Origin of the sequence: Amycolatopsis sp. FBCC-B4732 (assembly GCF_023008405.1) — a bacterium.
GTDB classification, from domain to species: domain Bacteria; phylum Actinomycetota; class Actinomycetes; order Mycobacteriales; family Pseudonocardiaceae; genus Amycolatopsis; species Amycolatopsis pretoriensis_A.
On sequence record NZ_CP095376.1, the window covers coordinates 7669802 to 7690263 of the forward strand.

Annotated in this window: 21 protein-coding genes; 1 reads left to right on the top strand and 20 read right to left on the bottom strand. The window is 71.8% G+C overall.

The genetic code is table 11. From position 1 onward, the window contains the following. Positions 1 to 3: 3 nt before the first annotated feature. The 5 genes from MUY14_RS34110 to hemL form a co-directional block, all read right to left on the bottom strand. Entirely contained in the window at positions 4 to 1608 is a 1605-nt protein-coding gene (locus tag MUY14_RS34110) for a cytochrome c biogenesis protein ResB (protein ID WP_247015343.1), read from the bottom strand. Then, positions 1605 to 2378 (bottom strand): cytochrome c biogenesis CcdA family protein, encoded by a 774-nt coding sequence (locus MUY14_RS34115; RefSeq protein WP_247015345.1) that lies wholly within the window; start codon positions 2376 to 2378, stop codon positions 1605 to 1607. Before MUY14_RS34115 ends, MUY14_RS34110 begins: the two co-directional genes overlap by 4 nt. 92 nt (positions 2379 to 2470) lie before the next feature. Beyond that, positions 2471 to 3043 carry a TlpA disulfide reductase family protein gene (locus MUY14_RS34120; RefSeq protein ID WP_247015347.1) on the bottom strand — a complete coding sequence of 191 codons (573 nt, stop codon included), beginning with the start codon at positions 3041 to 3043 and terminating at the stop codon, positions 2471 to 2473. Then, complete coding sequence (locus tag MUY14_RS34125; RefSeq protein WP_247015360.1) at positions 3040 to 3666, bottom strand: histidine phosphatase family protein; 627 nt, start codon at positions 3664 to 3666, stop codon at positions 3040 to 3042. The genes MUY14_RS34120 and MUY14_RS34125 overlap by 4 nt, the downstream gene beginning before the upstream one ends. After that, positions 3663 to 4964 (bottom strand): glutamate-1-semialdehyde 2,1-aminomutase, encoded by a 1302-nt coding sequence (hemL, locus tag MUY14_RS34130; protein WP_247015362.1) that lies wholly within the window; start codon positions 4962 to 4964, stop codon positions 3663 to 3665. The genes MUY14_RS34125 and hemL overlap by 4 nt, the downstream gene beginning before the upstream one ends. Before the next feature lie 60 nt (positions 4965 to 5024). Here hemL and MUY14_RS34135 point away from each other — a divergent pair, with 60 nt between their 5' ends. After that, a complete protein-coding gene (locus MUY14_RS34135) occupies positions 5025 to 5501 on the top strand; it encodes a TspO/MBR family protein (protein WP_247015364.1) in 477 nt (158 codons plus the stop codon). Here MUY14_RS34135 and MUY14_RS34140 read toward each other — a convergent pair. The 15 genes from MUY14_RS34140 to MUY14_RS34210 all read right to left on the bottom strand — a co-directional run bounded on the left by MUY14_RS34140 (position 5498) and on the right by MUY14_RS34210 (position 20168). After that, the gene (locus MUY14_RS34140) at positions 5498 to 6070 is read right to left on the bottom strand and encodes a hypothetical protein (protein ID WP_247015366.1); all 573 of its coding nucleotides are present in this window, start codon (positions 6068 to 6070) and stop codon (positions 5498 to 5500) included. The two genes, MUY14_RS34135 and MUY14_RS34140, sit on opposite strands and share 4 nt — an antisense overlap. A gap of 10 nt (positions 6071 to 6080) precedes the next feature. Then, a complete protein-coding gene (locus MUY14_RS34145) occupies positions 6081 to 7283 on the bottom strand; it encodes an ABC transporter permease (RefSeq protein WP_247015368.1) in 1203 nt (400 codons plus the stop codon). Next, complete coding sequence (locus MUY14_RS34150; RefSeq protein WP_281506203.1) at positions 7280 to 7984, bottom strand: ABC transporter ATP-binding protein; 705 nt, start codon at positions 7982 to 7984, stop codon at positions 7280 to 7282. The genes MUY14_RS34145 and MUY14_RS34150 overlap by 4 nt, the downstream gene beginning before the upstream one ends. Then, positions 7981 to 9273, bottom strand: a complete 1293-nt coding sequence (locus MUY14_RS34155) for an efflux RND transporter periplasmic adaptor subunit (protein WP_247015372.1) — start codon at positions 9271 to 9273, stop codon at positions 7981 to 7983. The genes MUY14_RS34150 and MUY14_RS34155 overlap by 4 nt, the downstream gene beginning before the upstream one ends. 62 nt (positions 9274 to 9335) lie before the next feature. Then, the gene (locus tag MUY14_RS34160; protein ID WP_247015374.1) at positions 9336 to 9674 is read right to left on the bottom strand and encodes a hypothetical protein; all 339 of its coding nucleotides are present in this window, start codon (positions 9672 to 9674) and stop codon (positions 9336 to 9338) included. A 13-nt stretch (positions 9675 to 9687) separates the two neighbouring features. Then, on the bottom strand, positions 9688 to 10134 hold the full coding sequence (locus MUY14_RS34165) for a hypothetical protein (protein ID WP_247015376.1): 447 nt from the start codon (positions 10132 to 10134) through the stop codon (positions 9688 to 9690). Beyond that, entirely contained in the window at positions 10131 to 10667 is a 537-nt protein-coding gene (locus MUY14_RS34170; protein WP_247015378.1) for a hypothetical protein, read from the bottom strand. Before MUY14_RS34170 ends, MUY14_RS34165 begins: the two co-directional genes overlap by 4 nt. Before the next feature lie 18 nt (positions 10668 to 10685). Next, positions 10686 to 11657 carry a porphobilinogen synthase gene (gene hemB, locus MUY14_RS34175; RefSeq protein ID WP_247015380.1) on the bottom strand — a complete coding sequence of 324 codons (972 nt, stop codon included), beginning with the start codon at positions 11655 to 11657 and terminating at the stop codon, positions 10686 to 10688. Positions 11658 to 11743: 86 nt separating this feature from the next. Next, complete coding sequence (locus tag MUY14_RS34180; protein ID WP_247015382.1) at positions 11744 to 13276, bottom strand: bifunctional uroporphyrinogen-III C-methyltransferase/uroporphyrinogen-III synthase; 1533 nt, start codon at positions 13274 to 13276, stop codon at positions 11744 to 11746. Positions 13277 to 13361: 85 nt separating this feature from the next. Beyond that, positions 13362 to 14309: a hydroxymethylbilane synthase gene (gene hemC, locus MUY14_RS34185; RefSeq protein WP_247015384.1), complete on the bottom strand. Its 948-nt coding sequence runs from the start codon at positions 14307 to 14309 to the stop codon at positions 13362 to 13364. Between the two features lie 2 nt (positions 14310 to 14311). After that, on the bottom strand, positions 14312 to 15619 hold the full coding sequence (locus tag MUY14_RS34190) for a glutamyl-tRNA reductase (RefSeq protein WP_247015387.1): 1308 nt from the start codon (positions 15617 to 15619) through the stop codon (positions 14312 to 14314). Then, positions 15616 to 16524: a redox-sensing transcriptional repressor Rex gene (locus MUY14_RS34195; protein ID WP_247015389.1), complete on the bottom strand. Its 909-nt coding sequence runs from the start codon at positions 16522 to 16524 to the stop codon at positions 15616 to 15618. The genes MUY14_RS34190 and MUY14_RS34195 overlap by 4 nt, the downstream gene beginning before the upstream one ends. 243 nt (positions 16525 to 16767) lie before the next feature. Continuing rightward, positions 16768 to 18345, bottom strand: coding sequence for a molybdopterin-dependent oxidoreductase (locus MUY14_RS34200; protein ID WP_247015391.1), 1578 nt, complete (start codon positions 18343 to 18345; stop codon positions 16768 to 16770). A 64-nt stretch (positions 18346 to 18409) separates the two neighbouring features. Further along, entirely contained in the window at positions 18410 to 18646 is a 237-nt protein-coding gene (locus MUY14_RS34205) for a glutaredoxin family protein (protein ID WP_247015393.1), read from the bottom strand. A gap of 10 nt (positions 18647 to 18656) precedes the next feature. Further along, positions 18657 to 20168 carry an AMP-binding protein gene (locus MUY14_RS34210; RefSeq protein ID WP_247015395.1) on the bottom strand — a complete coding sequence of 504 codons (1512 nt, stop codon included), beginning with the start codon at positions 20166 to 20168 and terminating at the stop codon, positions 18657 to 18659. Positions 20169 to 20462: the final 294 nt, after the last annotated feature.

The following is a 20462-nucleotide window of genomic DNA, read 5'->3' on the forward strand; positions in this document are numbered from 1 at the left end:
GCCTCAGCCCTTCTGACCACTGATCAGGCGTTCACTGATCCGGTGGAACTCTTCGCCGTACCCGGCCTGGTCCGTGCGGGCCAGCCCGGCGACCTCGATGACGGTACCCGGGTGGTCTTCGGTCCCCGGCTTCACCCGCACCCACAGCCGCCGCCGCTTGACCAGCAGTGACGCGCCGAGGCCGAGGAACATCGCGATGGCGAAGCCGAGCACGAACCCCTGCGTCGGGTCGTGGGACACCTGCAGGGAAACCCAGTGGTTGACGCCGTCGAAGCGGACCTTCGTGCCGTCGTCGAGCTTGATCTCCTGGCCGACCTTGAGGTTCTCGCGGGCGACCTTCTTCAGCCTGCCGTCGTCGACGAGCGACTGGTCGATCTCGAACACCGACTGCCCGCGCCCGGCGTCGAGGCCGAGGTCGCCGCGCATGATGTCGACGGCCACGGACGGGTCGTTCAGCTCCGGCGCCGAGGACGTCAGGACGTTGCCGTGCATGAACGACGTCGGCGCGAACAGGCCGGTGACGGCGAGCTGGCGGGTCCGCCGCTGCACCTCGTCGGTGACGCCCGGCTGGTCGAACTTCGTCGCGCCTTCGGCGAGCATCGTGGTCGGGTCGACCGTGCGCCACTGGGTGTTCTGGGTGCGCTTGTCGCCGTTGGGGAAGGTGACCGTGAACTGCGGCGAGTAGCCCTGGCCGAGCAGGTAGACGCGGTCGCCGGCGGTGCGCAGCGGCGAGTTGACCTCGAGGCCGTACGGGCGCCAGGTGTTCGTTTCGAGGTCTTCGCCGGACTGGTACTGGATGTTCGCGTGGTAGTACTCCGGCTCGCCGGCCGGGGTGTACCGCACGGTGAAGTCGTCGACCTTCACGCAGAACGGGTCGAGGTCGGTGCCGTCGACACGCAGCCCGGCGTTGAAGGAGTCGTAGTTGTAGATGCCGGAGTTGCAGAAGCTGTCGCCGTCGGCCTGGACGATGACCTGGCCCTCGTAGCCGAACATCTTGCCCAGCGCGAAGAACACGATCAGGCCGAGCATGCTGAAGTGGAAGACGAGGTTGCCGGTCTCGCGCAGGAACCCGCGTTCGGCGGAGATCGTGCGGACGCCGTCGGCCTCTTCGCGCTCGACCCGGCGCCAGCCCGACAGGTGCTTGTGGACGGCGGCGACTTCGGCGGCAGTGTCTGACACGTCGGCCTTGCCGCGGCCGAGCCGGTAGTGCGGCATCCGGGCCAGGTTGCGCGGGGTCAGCACCGGCTTGGCGCGCATCGCCTTGACGTACTCGAAGCTGCGCGGGGTCAGGCAGCCGATCAGCGAGATCATCAGCAGCAGGTAGATGGCCGAGAACCAGATGCTGGAGTAGACGTCGTAGAACTCGAGCTTGTCGAGCAGGGTGCCCCACCAGCCGTGGGCGCCGATGTACTCGTCGACCTTGGGGGCGTTGAGCTTCCGCTGCGGCAGCAGCGCACCCGGCAGGGCGGCCAGCGCGAGGAGGAACAGCAGGACGAGCGCGGTGCGCATCGACGTCAGGCCGCGCCAGGTGTTGCGGACGAAGGCGAAGGTGCGCTTCGCGGGCGTCGGGCCTCGCGGGGTCTTCGGGGGCGCTTCCGTGGTGGTCACAGCGGCAGCTCCAGGTTGCCGGCGAGCTCGTTGCGGAGCCAGCCCATCAGATCTCCCCACACGCCGGTGACCAGCAGGATGCCGACGATCATCAGCAGCACGCCGCCGAAGATCTGCACCTGGCGGCCGTGCCGGCGCACCCAGTCGGTGGCGCGCACGGCCCAGCGGGCGCCGAGCGCGATGAGCAGGAACGGCAGCCCGAGGCCGAGGCAGTAGACGGCGATCAGCAGGTACCCGCGGGCTTCGGCACCGCCGGTGGCGCTGGCCAGCGTCGTGACGGCCGAGAGCGTCGGGCCGATGCAGGGCGTCCAGCCGAGCCCGAAGATCGCGCCGAGCACGGGGGCGCCCCAGACGCCGCCGCCCGGGACGCGGTGCGAGCGGACGTCGCGCTGCAGGCCGGGGATCCAGCCGAGGAAGACCAGCGCCATGGCGATGGTGAGGACGCCGCCGATGCGCTGGAGGAGGTCCTGGTTGACGACGAGGGTGTCGGCCAGCCAGACGAGCGTGCCGAACGTGGCGACGAAGACGACGGTGAACCCGAGCACGAAGAGCAGGGCGGCCCCGAGAACGGCCCACCGCCCCTGCTTGCGCTCTTCGCCGGCGCTGACCGCGGGCGCGTCCGCCCCGACGAGCGCGGCGAGGTACGCGAGGTACCCCGGCACGAGCGGCACCACGCAGGGCGAGGCGAAGGAGATGGCCCCGGCCAGCAGCGCGACGCCCGCAGCGAGCAGCAGCGGTCCGGAGATCGCCAGCTCGGTCACGGAGTTCACCCCGTTGAGGGTAGGCAGTGAGGTCCTGGTGAGAACGCCGGGGCCGCTTCACAGGACCTCGGTCACAGCAGATCAGGACGTAGGTCCCGCCGTCAGGCGGGCTCGGCCTCCAGGCGCTGCGTGACCGGGAGCAGGTCCTGGGGCAGGACCGGCCGCAGGAACACCGCCGCCACGCGGTGTTGCTTGTCCAGGACGATCGTCGACGGGATGATGTTGCGCGGGTAGCCGCTCAGCTTGAGCAGGACCCGGCCGTCCGGGTCGTAGATCGACGGGTACGTCAGCTGCCGGTCGCGGACGAAGTCCTGGGCCACCTCGCGGGCCGGGTCGCGGACGTCGATGCCGACCACCTGGGTGCCCGGGGCCTGCTTGGCCAGCGACTCCAGCTCCGGCACCTCCGTGCGGCACGGCCCGCACCACTGACCCCACAGGTTCAGCACCACGACCTTGCCCGGGAAGTCCGCCAGCGACAGCTGCTTGCCCTCGTGCATCAGGTCGTCGCCGGCCAGGACCGGGGCGGTCTGGCGCTGGGCGACGTCGTAGGTGATGTCGACCTTGCCGCCCGGGGAGACGAAGCTGAAGCTGCTCCCCTGCACCACCGCGTCCTTGCCCGCGCTGCAGCCGGCCAGCGCGAGCACCGCCACGGCCGCCACGACCAGCCGTTTCATGCGCCGGTCACCTTCGGGTCGGTCGTGCCAGCGGGCTCGCTGTAGACGATCTCCCGCAGCGAGTCGCCGTCGAAGACCAGCGACGTCAACGACGCCAGCGAGCACTGGCGGCGGCGCGGGTCGTGCCACAGCTTCTTGCCCTCGAGGAACCGCCGCAACGTCCAGATCGGCAGCTGGTGCGAGACGCACAGCGCCTCGTGACCGTCCGCCGCCTCCCGCGCGCGGTGGACCGCGCCGAGCATCCGGTGCGCGATCTCCAGGTACGGCTCGCCCCACGACGGCTTGAACGGGTTGACCAGCTTCGGCCAGTGCCGCGGCTCCCGCAGCGCGCCGTCGCCGACCGCCACGTGCAGGCCCTCGAACTGGTTGCCCGCCTCGATCAGGTCCTCGTCGGTCGCGATGTCGAGCCGGTGCGCGGCGGCGATCGGGCCCGCCGTCTCCTGCGCGCGCTGCAGCGGCGACGCGACGACGTGCACGAGGTCGTGGCCCGCGACGGCCTCGGCGACCGTCAGCGCCTGGCGCTGCCCGCGCTCGGACAGCCGGTAGCCCGGCAGCCGGCCGTAGAGGATCTTCTCGGGGTTGTGCACTTCGCCGTGGCGCAGCATGTGGACGACGGTCGTCACTTGACCGCCTCCGCCGCCGCGCGCGCCGCCGCGGGCAGGGCCGCTTCGATCACCGAGAACGCTTCGTCGTCCATGGCCGCGTTGACGAACCAGGCTTCGTACGCGCTGGGCGGCCCGTACACGCCCGCGTCGAGCAGCACGTGGAAGAACGCCGGGTACCGCCACGTCTCGGACGCCTGCGCGCCGGCGTAGTCGCGCACCGGCCGGTCGCCGAAGAACACGCTCACCAGGTTGCCCGCGTACTGGACGGTGTTCGCGACCCCGGCGGCGCTCAGTTCGCGGCGGAAGAGGTCGCCGAGGCGCTTCGCGTTGGCATCGAGCGCCGCGTACACGGCGTGGTCGGCCGCGCGCAGCGTCGCGAGGCCCGTGGCCACCGCGACGGGGTTCCCGGACAGCGTCCCGGCCTGGTAGACCGGCCCGCCCGGGGCGAGCTTGGCCATCACGTCGGCGCGGCCGCCGAAGGCCGCCGCCGGCAGGCCACCGGACATCACCTTGCCGAACGTGTAGAGGTCGCCGGCCACGCCTTCGAGGCCGAACCAGCCCGCGCGCGAGACGCGGAACCCGGTCATCACCTCGTCCATGACCAGCAGCGCGCCGTGCTCGTGGGCGATGTCGCGCAGGCCCGCGTTGAAGCCTTCGTCCGGCGCGATCGCGCCCATGTTCCCGGCCGCGGCCTCGGTGATCACCGCGGCGATCTCACCCGGGTTGTCCGCAAAGGACTTCCGGACGGCGTCGAGGTCGTTGTAGGGCAGCACCAGCGTGTCCCCGGCCTGGGCGCCGGTGACGCCCGGCGACGTCGGCAGCCCGAGCGTCGCGACGCCGGAGCCGGCCTGGGCGAGCAGCGCGTCGACGTGACCGTGGTAACACCCGGCGAACTTCACGATCTTCGAGCGCCCGGTGAACCCGCGGGCCAGCCGGATCGCGCTCATCGTGGCCTCGGTGCCCGAGTTGACCAGCCGGATCCGCTCGACGGGTTCGACGCGGCCGATGATCTCCTCGGCCAGCTCGACTTCGCCGATCGTCGGGGTGCCGAACGACAGCCCGGACGTCGCCGCCGCGCGCGCCGCCTCGACGACGTGCGGGTGCGCGTGGCCCAGGATCATCGGGCCCCAGGAGGAGACCAGGTCGACGTAGCGGTTGCCGTCGGCGTCCCACAGGTGCGGGCCCTCGCCGCGGACCATGAACCGCGGCGTGCCGCCGACCGAGTTGAAGGCCCGGACCGGCGAGTTCACCCCGCCCGGGATGGCCGCCTTCGCGCGTTCGAACCATGCCTTGGACTGCTCGGTTCCAGTGCTCACCTGCCCAGTGTGGCAAACCGCCCTAAGATGGCCGGACGCCGCCCGGGAGGGGAACAGCCGGTGACCGATCGCGTGCCGCACCGCAACCCGTGGCTGGTGCTGGCCGGGTTCTTCGGTGTCGTCGCCGTCGTGGCCGTGGTCGCCGCACTGGCCGCGACCTCGGCGAAGGACGTCTACGCGCGGCTCGAACAGCCGTCGTGGGCGGCACCGGCGTCCTGGTTCGGTCCCGTGTGGACGGTGCTGTACGTCACCATCGCCCTGTCCGGCTGGCTGTACTGGCGCACGGACGGCGAGACCCGGGGGTTCGCCGCGTACGGCATCGGCCTGCTGGCCAACCTGCTGTGGACGCCGCTCTTCTTCGAAGGCGGCGCGGCCACGGCGGCGCTCGTCGACATCATCGTGCTGGACGTCGTGGTGGTCGTGACGATCGTCCTGTTCGGCCGCCGGTCCAGGCTCGCCGCGGTGCTGCTGGTGCCGTACCTCGCCTGGATCGGCTACGCGACCGCCCTCAACGCGGCGATCGTCGCCCTCAACTAGCGCGCCGCCTCCTGGGTGATGGCCTGCGCGGTCACCGTGCCGTCGTCGCCCGCCTGCCCCTGGACGACGACGGTCGAGCCCGGCTTGAGGTCGGCCAGCTTGCCCCGCTGGGTCACCCCGACCGCGGTCGAGTCCGATGTGGACACCTTGACGTCGGTGCCCTGCGCGGTCTTGACGTACACGGTGGTGCCCTCGACGCGGTCGACCGTGCCGGTGGTGCCGCGCCCGCCGGCGCCGCGGAAGCCGCCGCCCTGCTGCCCGGTGCCGGCCTGCTGGCCGCCCTGGGTGCCGCCGGCCGGGCGGGTCGGTGCCGAGGAGGACGACGAGCCGAACGCCGCGTGCGTCCAGGCGCCACCGCCGAACGCGATCGCGAGGACGACGAGCCCGGCCAGCACCAGCGTGCTGCGCGAGAACGGCTTCGCGGCCCGGCGCATCTCGGCGTTCAGGTCACCATCGACCGCCGGTGCCGCCACGATCTCCTCCGCCGCACTTTCACGTGAAAGTGCAGCTTTGTGCGGCAAAGTCGCACTTTCACGTGAAAGTGCGGGGTCGGGTACGGGCGAGGACATCGGAGACTCCTTATTCGTGACGCAGCGCGTCGATCGGCCGCAGCTTGGCGGCCCGGTTCGCCGGGAAGCTGCCGAAGAACAGCCCGATCAGGGCGGATACGGCGAAAGCGAGCAGGATCGACGACGGCACCACGACGGGCTTGATCCCGGAGATGGTGAACCGGCTGCCGATCAGCCCGATCGCGACGCCGAGCAGCCCGCCGAACAGGCTGAGCATGGTCGCTTCGGCGAGGAACTGGCCGAGGATGGCCGCGCGCGGGGCGCCGATGGCCTTGCGGATGCCGATCTCGCGGATCCGCTCGGTCACCGTGACCAGCATGATGTTGGTGACGCCGATGCCGCCGACCAGCAGCGAGATCGCCGCGACCGCGGCCAGCAGCACGGTGAACGTCTCGGTCGCCGACGTCCGGGTCGCGAGCAGCTGCTCGGAGTTCTGGATCTGGTAGTCGGCGGTGCCGCCGAGCCGGATGCCGTGACGGGCGTTGAGGATCGCGGTGATCTCCGACTGGGCCAGCGAGACGGAGTCGGCGCTCGTGGCCTGGACGGCGATCTGGCTGAGGCTGCCGTACCCGGCGAGGGAGTTCTGGACGGCCGAGATCGGCGCGATGGCGACGTCGTCGGCGTTCTGCAGCCCGGTGCTGCCCTTGGCCTGCAGCACCCCGATCACGGTGAACTGGATGCTGTTGAGCAGCACGTTCCTGCCGACCGGGTCAGCGGTGCCGAAGATCGACTCCGCCGTCGTCGGGCCGAGCACGACGACCTTCCGCGCGGCCGTGACGTCTTCGGCGGTGAACAGCTGCCCCTGGGCGAGGTCGCGGTTCGTCGTCGCGAAGTACGCCGGTTCGGTGCCCGCGACGCTCGAGATGTCGTACGACGTCTGCCCGTAGGTCGCGGTCGCCGTCGTGTTCACCACCGGCGACGCGGCCTTGACGTCGGGGGCGCCGACGGGGTCGACGAGCGCGTGGGCGTCCTGCACGGTCAGCGGCCGCGCGGACGCGCCCTGCCCGCCGCCGCGCGCCGGCGAGACGTTGACGACGTTGGTGCCCAGGCCCTGGATGCTGGCCGCGATGGCCGCGGACGCGCCGTTGCCGACCGCGACGAGCAGGATCACCGCGGCGACGCCGATGGTGATGCCGAGCGTGGTGAGCGCCGAGCGCAGCTTGTTCGCGGTGAGCCCGCGGACGGCGAAGCGCAGGATTTCGAGGAGGTTCACGAGACCGCTCCCACGGCGCGCGTGACCTCGTCCGACACGATGAGCCCGTCGTCGACCCGCACCACGCGGTGCGCGTGCGCGGCGACCTCGTCCTCGTGCGTGATGACGACGATGGTGCGCCCGAGGGAGTTGAGCCGGTCGAACACACCGAGGACGTCTTCGGTGCTGCGCCGGTCGAGGTTGCCGGTCGGCTCGTCGGCCAGCAGCATCGCCGGGCCGGTGACCAGCGCCCGCGCCACGGCGACGCGCTGGATCTGCCCGCCGGACAGCTCGCTGGGCAGGTGCTTGGCCCGGTCGGACAGCCCGACCATCTCCAGCGCCGCCAGCGCGCGCCGCCGCCGCTCCGACCGCTTGAGTCCACTGTAGACGAGTGGGAGCTCCACATTGGACAACGCGGACGTCCGCGGCACCAGGTTGAAGGACTGGAAGATGAAACCGATCTTCCGGTTGCGCAGCAACGCCAATTGCCGCTCGTTCAGCCGTCCGACGCCGAAGCCGTCCAAGAGGTACTGGCCGGACGTCGGGACGTCGAGGCAGCCCAGCATGTTCAGCAGCGTCGACTTCCCCGAGCCGGACGCACCCATGATGGCGACGTACTCGCCCGGCCAGACGGTGAGCTCGACGCCGCGCAGGGCGTGCACCGCCGTCTCGCCGGCGCCGTAGGTCTTGCGCAGCCCGGAGACCGCGATCACCGGCTTCACCCGCGGCCGCCGAATCCGCCGCCGGCACCCGTGCCCGTGCCGCGCTGGCCGCCGCCCGGGAACCCACCGGTCCCGCCGCCGGGGAACCCGCCGGTGCCGCCCGTCCCGGTGCCGGTCCGGCCGGTGCCGGTGGCCGAAGACGTCCCGGTGAGCACGACGTTCTCGCCCTCGGTCAGCCCGGAGGTGATCTGCACGGTCGACTCGCCGCGGAGGCCGACCTGCACCTGGCGCGTCACGTTCCGGCCGTTCTCCTGCACGGTGACGACGTTGGTGTTGCCCGCGGTCGTCACGGCCGCGGCCGGCACGCTCAGCGCGTTGTCGGCGGAGGCGACGGTGATCACGACGCTCGCGGACTGGCCGGGCCGCAGCCCGTCCGGCGGGTCGGTCAGCGCGAGCTGGGCGCCGTAGGAGACGACGCTGCCGCTCGTGGTCGGGGTCAGGTTGACGCTCGACACGGTGGCCTGGACCGGCTTGTCCGGCAGCGCGTTGAGCGTCACCGTGGCCTTCTGGCCGGCCTTGACCTTGCTGACGTCGATCTCGGCGACCGAGGTGTTCACGACCAGGCCGGTCATGTTCGTGATGGTGATGAAGCCGCTGCTGCCGGAGCTGGAACTGCTCGACGCGGCGCTGTTCGACGAGCCCTGGCCGCCCTGACCGCTGCCGCTCGACGACGGGGAACTGCCGGCGCCGCTGCTCGCCGAGCCGCTGGAGGACTGCTGCCCGACGGTGCCGTTGACCGCGGTGACGGTGCCGGCACCGGGCGCGTAGAGCGTCGTGTTGTCCAGGGTTTCCTGCGCGGTCTGGACGTCCAGCTGGGCCTGGTCGAGCTTGGCCTGCGCCGAGGTGACGCTGTTCGCCGCCGATTGCGTGCCGTTCTGGCTGTTCTGCCCGGTGGCCGGGGTGTCTTCGGCGTCTTCGGCGGAGTCCAGGCTGTCCTGCGCGACCGCGAGGTTCGCCTTCGCGACCTGAAGCTGTTTCGCCGCCTGCGTGCTGTCGATGGTGGCGAGCTTCTGGCCGGCGCTCACGACGTCGCCGACCTTCACGTCGATCGAGGTGACCTTGCCGGCGCTCGAGAAGTTCGCCGCGCCGGTGTAGCTGCTGGCGAGCGTCCCGGCGGCGGAGATGGTCTCGGTGACCGTCGCCCGCCGCACCGGGGTGCTGCGCGACTGCGCCTGCGCCGTGCTCGGTTCGGGGCTGAATGCCTGGTATATCCCGAAACCGGCTCCGGCCAGCAGTACGACCAGAGCACCGTTGATCACCCATGCCTTCGAGGCACGCCCGCGCGTCATGCGGCAACCTTGGGACCGCCGCTTAGCAATTGACTGGGGGTTCCCTGTGCGGGAGCTGTGTATCAGTCCTTGCGCTTGAGCTGCCGCGCACGCATCGCGAGCAGCAGCTGACGGACCGCGTCGACCAGCAGCAGCGCGGCCACGGTGCCGAGCCCGATGGCCGCGGCGAGCGACCCGCCGAAGTACCGGTGGGACTCGAGCACGGCGCCGTCGTCGGTGCGGGTGACGACGGTGGCGGCGCCGGAGTGCCAGAGCGCGTAGGCCGCCCACCCGGCGGCCACGGCCAGCACGACCTCCACGACGGCGACGAGCAGCCGCCACGGCTTGTTCAGCCGGGCCTGCGGGCCGGGTTCTTCCGGCGGCCAGAGCTCGGCCCCGGTGGGCTGCGGAAGGTCGATCACAGCGGGGATTTTCTCATGCTTCCGTCGGCGTCGCCCGGACGAGCCGGTCGAGCGCGTCCTGCAAGGCCTCGACGTCCTTCGCCCACGCCAGCACGACGGTGCCGTCCGCGAGCTCCACCGGCAGCGAGTCGTACTTCCGCGGCACCGACCAGCCGCCACCGAGCACGCGGGCGCCGACCGGGGCACCGACGTCCGTGACCGAGACGAGCTGGTCCGCCGGGACCTTCTCGCGGCCCTGGCGAAGCTGCTTCGTCGTCACCTCGAGGGAGAGGAAGCGGCGTCGCGCGTACACCCACGGCACCGTGATCACGCACAGCCCGGCGCCGACCAGCAGCCAGCCGACGACGTGCACCGGACCGCCCGTCACCAGCTCGAACAGCGCGCCGACGACCGCGAACACCGGGCCCCAGACGACGGCGCCCCAGCTCACACCGGACTCGGCGTAGAGCCGGTCACTCACGGCTTGCGGCCGGCCTTCGGGAAGTAGCTCGCGACCGACGGCAGGTACATCATCACCAGCGCGATCACGAACAGCAGCACCGAGACCAGCGTCAGGTAGTTGATGATCGGCGCGATCGTCATGATCAGCAGCAGCATCACGATCGGCAGGATGGTCAGCACCGTCCGCGCCGAGCGGGTGCCTTCGCGGGCCTTGTACGCGAAGAGCAGGAACAGCAGCACGAACACGACCGCGCCGCCGAGCAGGTACCACAGCAGCGTCGTGACGCCGTCCGCGATCATCTGCGGCGTGTACTTCGAGTCGGTGGTCGCCTTCACGAACTGGTCGATGACGGCCGACTTGCTGCTCAGCAGCTGGACGTAGCTGAGGATGAGCACCACGCCACCGGCGAGCCACAGCCAGAACGACAGGGCCACCGGCCGCGGCGGCGTCGCCTTGGGCGCCTTCTGCCCCGGCAGCACCGGATCCGGCGAGCGGCCCTTCTTGCGGCGTTCGTCGTCGGTCAGACCGGTGAGGTCCTCTTTGTCTTCCACGGCGTGGACTCTAACGGGTCAGTCGAGCCAGGCAGCAGCTTCCGCGGCCCAATACGTGAGGATCATGTCGGCACCGGCCCGGCGGATCGAGGTGAGCACCTCGAGGACGGTCCGTTCCCGATCCAGCCAGCCGTTCGCCGCGGCGGCTTCGACCATCGCGTACTCGCCGGAGATGTTGTACGCGGCCACCGGCACCGGCGAGATGTCCGCCGCCGCTTTGATCACGTCCAGGTAGGCCAGCGCCGGCTTGACCATGACCATGTCCGCGCCCTCGGCGAGGTCGAGCTCGATCTCGCGCAGCGCCTCGCGGCCGTTGCCGGGGTCCTGCTGGTAGGTCTTGCGGTCGCCCTTGAGCTGCGAATCGACGGCCTCGCGGAAGGGGCCGTAGAACGCGCTGGCGTACTTCGCGGAGTAGGCGAGGATGGCCTTGTCGCTGTGCCCGACCTCGTCGAGCGCCCGCCGGATGACCCCGATCTGCCCGTCCATCATCCCGGACGGCCCGAGCACGTGCGCCCCGGCTTCGGCCTGCGCGACGGCCATCTCGGCGTACAGCCGCAGGGTGGCGTCGTTGTCGACCCCGCCGTCGGCGTCCAGGACGCCGCAGTGGCCGTGGTCGGTGAACTCGTCGAGGCAGGTGTCGGCCATCAGCACGGTGGCGTCACCGAGCTCGTGGCGCAGATCGCGCAGGGCGACGTTGAGGATCCCGTTTTCGTCGACGGCCCCGGAGCCCTCGGCGTCGCGGGTCTGCGGAATGCCGAAGAGCATGAGCCCGCCGACCCCGGCGTTGACCGCGTCGACGGCGGCCTTCCGCAGCGTGTCCCGGGTGTGCTGGACAACGCCCGGCATGCTCGAGATCGGCCGCGGCGAGTCGAGCCCTTCGGCGACGAACATCGGGAGGATCAGCTGGCGTGGCCGCAGCGTGGTTTCGCCCACCAGCCTGCGCATGGCCGGGGTGGTGCGAAGCCTGCGGGGACGATGCTCGGGGAACACTCCGACCAGGTTACTCCGGTCGTTTCCGCGAAAGCGTGAAGGCCACCTCGAGGAGCTCAAGGTGGCCTTCACGAACTACGCGAACCTCAGGAGCGGCGGGCCCGCTTCGCCTTCCGCGGCGGCGGCAGCGCACCCTCGGCGCGAAGCCGCGCCGCGTGCTCCGCCAGCGCGTCCACCAGGTGCGGCACGTCGGCCTTCTCCGGCTGGACGTCCACTCGCAGCCCGAACTCGACGGCGGTCTCCGCCGTCTTCGGGCCGATGCACGCGACCAGCGTGCGGGTGTGCGGCTTGCCGGCGATGCCGACGAGGTTCCGCACGGTCGAAGACGAGGTGAAGCAGACCGCGTCGAAACCGCCGGTCTTGATCATCTCGCGGGTCTCGGCGGGCGGCGGCGCGGCCCGGACGGTCCGGTAGGCCGTCACGTCGTCGATCTCCCAGCCGCGCTCGCGCAGGCCGGCCGACAGCGTCTCCGTGGCGATGTCGGCCCGCGGCAGCAGCACGCGGTCGACCGGGTCCAGGACGTCGTCGTACGGCGGGAACTCGGCCAGCAGGCCTTCCGAGGACTGCTCGCCCGAGGGGATCAGCTCCGGGATGATGCCGAACGAGCGCACCTTCGCCGCCGTCGATTCGCCGACGCAGGCGATCTTCACGCCGGAGAACGCACGGGCATCGAGCCCGAACTCCTCGAACTTCTCCCACACCGCGCGGACCGCGTTGGTGGAGGTGAAGACGATCCACTGGTAGCGGCCGTCGACCAGGCCCTTGACCGAGCGCTCCATCTGCGCCGGGCTGCGGGGCGGCTCGACCGAGATGGTCGGGACCTCGTGCGACGTCGCGCCGTGGCCGCGCAGGCGCTCGGCCATCTCGCCGGCCTGCTCCTTGGTGCGCGGCACCAGGACCTTCCAGCCGTAGAGCGCGCGCGACTCCCACCACGACAGCTTCGAGCGGTGCCCGGCGGCCTGGCCGATCGTGACGATCAGCGGGCCGACGAGCTCGCCCGCGTCGTTGGCGACCTTCTCGAGCGTGGTGTCGAGCGTGCGCTGGGTGTTGATGGTGCCGTTCGCGGTGACCGCGACCGGAGTCGACGCCGGGACGCCGTTGCCGGTCAGCGCCGACGCGGCCTCGGCCAGGTGGGCCGACGTCGCGTGCAGCACCAGCGGGCCGGGCGCGGCGGCCAGTGCCGCCCAGTCGACGTCGCCGCGGACGTCGACCTCGGTGTGCGTGCCGCCCAGCGCGACGCCCGCGTACGCCGGGACGGCCGCAGCCGGGGAGACGCCCGGGATGACGTCGAACACGGCGCTCGTGCGCGCGACCGCCTGGACCTCGGCCACCACGGCCGGGGTGGTCAGCGGGTCGCCCGCGACCAGCCGCAGCACCAGCCGGCCGGCCTTCGCTTCGGCGGTCAGGTCCTTGGCGACCTCGGTGGCCTCGCCGACGGCGGGCCGGACCTCGGCGCCCTCGGCGGCCATGGCCAGCACGGCCTGGGGCACGTCGGGGTCGGTCACCACGACCTCGGCCTTGGTCAGCAGCTCCTGGGCACGGACCGTGAGCAGGCCGGCGTCGCCGGGCCCGGAGCCCACGAACGCTACGCGCCCGGTGGTTTTTCGCGCGGGGGTCATCTGTGCGTTTCTCCTCTTGCGGCGGCCGCGCGGGGTCGCACGGACGCAGGTCTCCTACGTCTTCTTCGAAGCGCTCGCGAGAGCGCTACTGAGCGGGACCGGAGAGGGCTCCGGCTCCGAGGTCCAGCAGCTCGGCGGCCAGGTCCTTGCCCAGCTGGGCGGCCTGGTCCTTGTCGGCCAGCGCGGAGGCCCGGACCATGTCCACCGCGCCGTTCTCGCCGTCCACCGCGGCGGTGCCGCGCAGCGAGATCCGTTCCACGACCTTGCCGTCGGCGTCGAGATCTTCGACGATCTCGGCGAGCGCGCCCACCGGCGCGCTGCACCCCGCCTCGAGCGCGGCCAGCAGGGCCCGCTCGGCCGTCACCGCGACCCGCGTGCCCTCGTCGTCCACTGTGGACGCGAGCAGCTGCTCGATGTCCACGTCGGCGGACCGGCACTCCACCGCCAGCGCGCCCTGTGCGGGCGCGGGCAGCATCTGGATCGGGTCGAGGGTCTCGGTGATCACCTCGACCAGTCCGACCCTGGCCAGTCCGGCACGCGCGAGCACCACGGCGTCGAGCTCGCCGTCGGTCACCTTGCGCATGCGGGTGTCGATATTGCCGCGAATCGGCACGATTTCCAAACCGAGACCCAGTGCGCGCAGCTGCGCGGTGCGCCGGGCGGCCCCGGTGCCCACTGTGGACCCCGGCGGCAGCTCGCCCAGCGTGAGGCCGTCACGCGCGATCAACGCGTCCCGCGGGTCTTCCCGCGGCGGCACGGCGGCCAGCGTGATGCCCGGCTCCGGCGCGGTCGGCAGGTCCTTGTACGAGTGGACGATGACGTCGACTTCGCCGCGCAGCAAGGCTTCCCGCAGCGCGGAGGTGAACACGCCGACACCGATCGTCGCGATCGGCGCCATCGACTTGTCGCCGGGGGTGGTCACCTTGACGATCTCGACCTCGACGCCGGTGGCGCGCAGCGCGTCGGCCACCGTGCCGGTCTGGGTCAGCGCGAGCTTCGAACCACGCGTGCCCATGCGAATGACTCTGGTCACTACTACTTCTTCTCTGGTGGGGGCTTCGGGCTCGCCACGGCGGCCGGTGCCTGCGGGTCGAGGCAGAACAGTTCTCGCAACGCGTTCGCGTAGTCGGTGTCGGCCGTCTCGGCGGCCAGCTGCTTGACCCGCACCGTCGGCGCGTGCAGCAGCTTGTCGACCACCCGGCGGACCGTGCGGCCGACCTCTTCGCGAACGGCGCCGTCCAGCTGGGGGAGCCGGTTGTCCAGCCGGAGCAGCTCGGCGTCGACGACCTCGGCCGCGCGCTTGCGCAACGCGGTCACGGTCGGCGTCACCTCGGCGCTGCGCTGCCCGGCGAGGTAGTCGCGCACCTCGTCGAGGACGATCCCGGTCGCCTTCGCCGTCTGACGCTCGGTGGTCGGGGTGCCGGCTTCGCGCATCCGGCGCTGGACGGTGGCCAGGTCGACCACCCGGACGTCGGCGAGCTCGCCGACCTCGGGGTCGACGTCGCGGGGCAGGCCGAGGTCGCAGACGACCAGGGCGCGGCCGCCGCGGGGCAGCACGTGGGCGGGGCCGAAGACGGCGTCCTGCGCGCCGGTGCAGCAGATCACGACGTCGGCGTCGCGGACCGCGTCGGCCACGCCGGACAGCGGCACCGCGCGGGCGGGCACGCCCTGCTCGGTGACGTTCGCGGCGAGCCGGCGGGCGCGGGCGTCGGTGCGGTTGGCGACGGTGATCTCGCCGATCCCGGCCTTGCGCAGCTGCGACGCGCTCAACGCGCCCATCGAGCCGGCGCCGACGATGACGGCGTGCTTGCCCGCGACGTCCCCGGCCGCGGCGAGCGCTTCGGACACGACCGACGCGCCGAGCTGGTCCAGCCCGGTCTCGGTGTGGACGCGCTTGCCGACGCGCAGCGTCGTCTGGATCAGCTCGTGGAGCGTGCGGCCGACGGTGCCGGCCTCGCGCGCGGTGGCGTAGGCGGACCGGATCTGGCCGAGGATCTGCGTCTCGCCGACGACCATCGAGTCGAGGCCCGAGGTGACCGAGAACAGGTGCTCGATCGCGGCACCGGCGTAGTGGACGTACAGGCTGTCGTAGAGCTCGGCGGGCTCCATCCCGGCCTGGCGGGCGAGCACGTCGGAGACGTCGTTGAGGCCGCCGTGGAACGTCTCGACGACCGCGTAGACCTCGATGCGGTTGCACGTCGAGACGAGCATGACCTCACTGACGTGCTGGGCCTGCTGCAGCTCGTCGAGGATCTTGCCGATCTCGGGCGCGGGGATCGCGACGCGCTCGAGCGTGCTCAGCTCCGCGCTGCGATGCGAGAGACCGACCGCCAAAACGCTCATGAGCGCACCACCATTTCCCGTCCGCCGTCCGGACCCGAGCCGTTCCGCCTGCCGTTCCCATTCTCGGACGGCGCACCGTGGGGGCGTAATCCGGAATTGCCCTGATCCGCGGCGGCGGCGTCGTCCGCGCGGCGGGCCACATGGAACGAGAGTATCTGCAGCTCGACGGCCAAATCCACTTTGCGGACCTCGATGTGAGCAGGAACCTGCAGCACGACCGGGGCGAAGTTGAGGATGCACTGGACACCGCCCGCGACCAGGCGGTCACACACCGATTGCGCCGCGGTGGGCGGGGTGGCGATCACGCCGATGGAGATGCCGCGCTCGGCGCAGATCCGCGGGATGTCGTCCATGTGCGACACCGGGAGGCCGCCGACCGGCACGCCGATCAGGTCCCCGTCCAGGTCGAACAGGGCCTCGACCGGGAAACCGCGCCCCGGGAAGCCGCCGTAGTTGGCCAGCGCGTGACCCAGGTTGCCGATCCCGACCACGGCCACCTTGTGCTGCCGGGTCAGGCCGAGGATGCGCTCGATCTGGCTCACCAGGACGCCGACTTCGTAGCCGACGCCGCGGGTGCCGTAAGAGCCGAGGTAGGAGAGATCTTTGCGCAATTTCGCGGAATTCACGCCCGCGGCTTGGGACAGCTCTTCGCTCGACACCGTCGTCGCGCCCTGGTCGCGCATACCGGACAGCACCCGCAGGTAGACGGCGAGCCGCGCGACGGCCGCTTCGGGGATCGACTTCGCCCGGACGGCCTCGGGGGCATCCCCGTTGCGCCCGGCGGGGACGGCCGGGATCTCGGCGGTGGGGGCGTTGTCGGCGTCCGGGGTGCCCGGGCGACGGGGCCGTCGCGGCGCCCGGCCCGGGGAGTCCGCCGCGTCGCGCCTCCCCCGCTGTGTCACCACGCCCGTCGTCTCCTGCCCGCTGTGCACCCGGCGGCCATCGCCACGGCCGTGCCGAACTGTGTCTTGACCCAGGACGCGGAGTCCGGTTCGATGCCGGACCGCCCGGGGGCGATGGCCAATACGGTAGACCACTTGTGAACGCACGCACAAAGTCACTGGTCGGAGGCGGTTCCCGGGGGCTGGGACGGGCCGCGCGATCATGACACGGCGTCAGAATCCTTGCCGGGCAGGCACTTCCGCCCCTCAACTCGCGTCGAGGCTCACCGAGTGCCAGCCGGTCGCGCCGTCCGGGACCGGGTCCGCGCGGTTCTCCGTCTGCGTGTACCCGTCCTGGTCGGTGGCCCGGACGAACGCCTGGTGCGTCCCCGCCGGCACGTCGAGCTCGGCCCACCACATCCGCCAGGTGTCCTTGCTCACCTCCGCCGACAGCTCCGCCGGGCGCCAGGCGCCCTGGTCCAGGCGGACCTCCACCTTCGCGATGCCCGTGTGCTGCGCCCACGCCGTCCCCGCCAGGCGGACCTTGCCGGCGCTCACGCGGGCGAACCCGGTCGGCGTGTCGATGCGGGACTCCGTCTTGATCGGCGCCTGCTCGCCCCAGCCGCGGCTGAGCCAGTACGCCTGCCGGTCGCTCCACTTCGTGAACTCCAGCGACTGGACCCACTTCGTCGCCGACACGTACCCGTACAGGCCGGGGATCACGATCCGCGCCGGGAAGCCGTGCTCGACCGGCAGCGGCTCGCCGTTCATGCCGATCGCCAGCATCGCGCCGCGCTGGGGGTCGAGGGCGACGTTCGCCGGGGTGCCGCACGTCCAGCCGTCGACGCTGGTGGCGAACATCTGCTCCGCGCCCGCCTGCACGCCCGCCTGGTCCAGCAGGTCCACCAGGTCGACGCCGATCCAGCTGGCGTTCGAGATCAGCTGGCCGCCGACCTCGTTGGACACGCACGTCAGCGTCACCCGGCGTTCGACCAGCGGGCGGCTGCGGATGTCGGCGTAGGAGAACGTCACCTCGCGGTCGACCAGCCCGTGGATGCGCAGGCTCCAGTCCTCGGTCCGGATCTGCGGTACGACCAGCGCGGTGTCGATGCGGTAGAAGTCGCCGTTCGGCGTGATGAACGGCGGTGAGCCCAGCTTCGCGAAGTCGGCGTCCGCGGGCAGCGGCGGCGCGGTGCGCGCCGGCACGAGCGGGCCGACGGCGGCCCGGGAGTCCTCGGCGTTCGAGCTGGTCCCGGCCACCTGGCCGACGACCGCCGCGACGCCCGAGCCCGCGACCACGCCCACCCCGGCGCGCAGAAACTTCCGCCGCGACGCCCCCGCACTTTCACGTGAAAGTGCGGCCCCCTGGTGCGCACTTTCACGTGAAAGTGCGGTCCGGTGCAGCCAGGTGAACACCGCGAGACCGGCGACCAGCGCCGCGACCGGCGCGAGCAGCGAGACCTGCCCGAGGTCGGAGCGCGCGTAGACGGCGGCGACGCCGGCCGCGCCGAGCACGAAGACCAGGATCTGCCCGGCCCGCGGCGTCCGGCGCGAAAGCTGCCCGGCCAGCAGCGCGAACAGCACCAGCACCACGGCGAGCCCGAGCTTGAGCACCGGCTTGTCCCAGGTGCCCAGCGTCCGCTCGGCCCACTTCACGATGCCGGTGGGGCTGTGGTCGATGACGTAGTTGGCCACCGCGATGAACGGCGAAGCCGTGTAGCCGACGAAGCCCGCGACGAGGTGTCCCACGCCGAGCGCGGCGGCCAGCGCGAGGATCCCGATCAGGGTCGCGACCGGCAGCGGAAGCCGGCGCGTCTCCGGGGGCGCGTCCTGCAGAGTGCTCACGCCTCCATCTTCGGAGCAGAAGCGTGAAGAGGCTGCTCGGAAGCGCTTACGGACGTGTTACGGCTCAGGCCAGCGCGCGCCGCAGGCGGTCCTCTTCGACGCGCCAGTAGCCGTGCTCGGCGCCGTCGACCAGGATCACCGGGACGCGGTCGCCGTACTCCGCGCGCCACTCCGGGTCCGTGTCGACGTCCTCGGCCCGCCAGCCGACGCCGAGCTCTCCGCAGATCCGCGCGACCTCGGCCTCCGCGACCTCGCAGAGGTGGCAGCCCTCGCGGCCCATGACCGTCACTTCGTGCGCCATGGCGTCTTTCTTACCGCAGCCGCAGGCGGCGCAGCTTCCCGGTGGCCGAGTGCGGCAGCGACTCGGCGAACTCGACCAGGTGCGGCACCTTGTACCCGGCCAGGTGGCCCGCGCAGTGGTCGACGACCTGCTGCTCGGACAGCGCCGCGCCGGCCGCTGGCACCACGAACGCCTTCACCGCTTCGCCGCTGCGCTCGTCGACGACCCCGACGACCGCGGCCTCGGCCACCTCCGGCAGCTGCCCGATGACCTCCTCGACCTCGCGCGGGAAGACGTTGAAGCCGTTGACGATGATCAGGTCGTTGGCCCGGTCGACCAGGTGCAGGTCGCCGTCGACGTCGAGGTAGCCGACATCACCGGTGCGGAACCAGCCCTCGGCGTCGGGCCCGTGCTCGCCGTCGGGCCAGTAGCCGGAGAAGAGGTTCGCGCCGCGGATCGACACCAGCCCGGTCTCGCCCTCGGCCTCGAAGACGTCGTCGACGTCATCCGGGTCGAGCGGCACGGCCTGGTCGGTGCCGTCGCTGTCGACCAGCCGCAGCTCGATCCCGGGCAGCGGCCGCCCGACGGAGCCCGGCTTCGGGTAGCCCGTGACCAGCGTCGACGTCACCACCGGCGCGCATTCGGTGAGGCCGTAGCCCTCGAAGACGTCGAGGCCGGTCGCCTCGCGGATCGCGCCCAGCACCTTCGGGTGCAGCGGTGCGGCGCCCGAGGTCATCCGCCGGACGGTGGCCAGGCCCTGGCGCAGTTCGTCGGCGCCGAGCGCGGCGAACTCGGCGTACATGGTCGGGACACCGGTGATCGTGGTGACGCCGAGTTCGGCGCAGTCGGCCAGGGTGCGCTGCGCCTCGAAGCGCTCCGACAGGACGGCGGTCGCGCCGACGGCGACGGCCTGCAGCAGGCCGGGCCCGAGGCCGTAGACGTGGAAGAGCGGGATGGTGAGCAGCACGCGGTCGTCGTGCTCCAGGACGCCTTCGACGCCGCTGATCTGCTCCAGGTTCGCCAGCAGCGCGCGGTGCGAGAGCATCACGCCGCGCGGCGGCCCGGTGGTGCCCGAGGTGTAGGAAACGACCGCGATGTCCTCACCGGCCCGGCCGGCATCGACGAATTCGACTACTCCATCCGGGCCACCCGGCGGCGTGAGCCCGCTCACCCCGGCCGGCAATTCCGCTTCGGCGTCGCGCTGGATGACAACCTTGGCACCGCTGTGCTCGATCAGCTTCCCGAGTTCCGGGCCGGGCACCTGCGGCGACAGCGGCACGACGACCGCGCCCGCGCGCAGCGCGCCGAAGAACGCGACCGCGAAGTCGGCCGACGTCGGCAGCCGCAGCGCGACCGGGTCGCCGGGCTCGACCCCCGCGTCCGCGAGCACCTGGGCCTGGACCTGGGCGGCGGCTTCGAGCTGCCGGTGGGTCAGGACGCGGCCGGTTCCGGTTTCGCGCACGGCCGGGTGGTCCGGCCACGTGGCCGCGGCCCGCGAGAGCAGCCCACCGACACCCGACGTCGTCCCCTCTGGAGCACTCACCCGCGGCCCGCCTTTCTCCGATCCCGGCCAAAGCGTTGCAAGTCTGTCATTCGGAGCGACGTCATGGGTGCTGACCGCGAGCGTCGCTTCTACGCAACCCCGGAGCCACTACCTACTTCGCGGTAACTACACGTATGCTGCACTGCGTCGCGGGGTGGTGTTGATCACCGCCGCGACCGGAGAGAGGGAGTCGCCGTGACGAACTTGCTTGCCCACGAAGTCGTGGGGCACGCGAGCCGGCAGGCCCCTGCTCGTCCGGGTTCCGGGGGTACCGTGGCTCGCAGGGCCAGCTTC

What these genes read in the sequence shown, in the direction of transcription:
- MUY14_RS34190 (WP_247015387.1), bottom strand. Translation starts at nt 15,619, where the DNA reads ATGAGCGTTTTGGCGGTCGGTCTCTCGCATCGCAGCGCGGAGCTGAGC.
- MUY14_RS34180 (WP_247015382.1), bottom strand. Translation starts at nt 13,276, where the DNA reads ATGACCCCCGCGCGAAAAACCACCGGGCGCGTAGCGTTCGTGGGCTCC.
- MUY14_RS34120 (WP_247015347.1), bottom strand. Translation starts at nt 3,043, where the DNA reads ATGAAACGGCTGGTCGTGGCGGCCGTGGCGGTGCTCGCGCTGGCCGGC.
- MUY14_RS34205 (WP_247015393.1), bottom strand. Translation starts at nt 18,646, where the DNA reads ATGGCGCACGAAGTGACGGTCATGGGCCGCGAGGGCTGCCACCTCTGC.
- MUY14_RS34140 (WP_247015366.1), bottom strand. Translation starts at nt 6,070, where the DNA reads ATGTCCTCGCCCGTACCCGACCCCGCACTTTCACGTGAAAGTGCGACT.
- MUY14_RS34155 (WP_247015372.1), bottom strand. Translation starts at nt 9,273, where the DNA reads ATGACGCGCGGGCGTGCCTCGAAGGCATGGGTGATCAACGGTGCTCTG.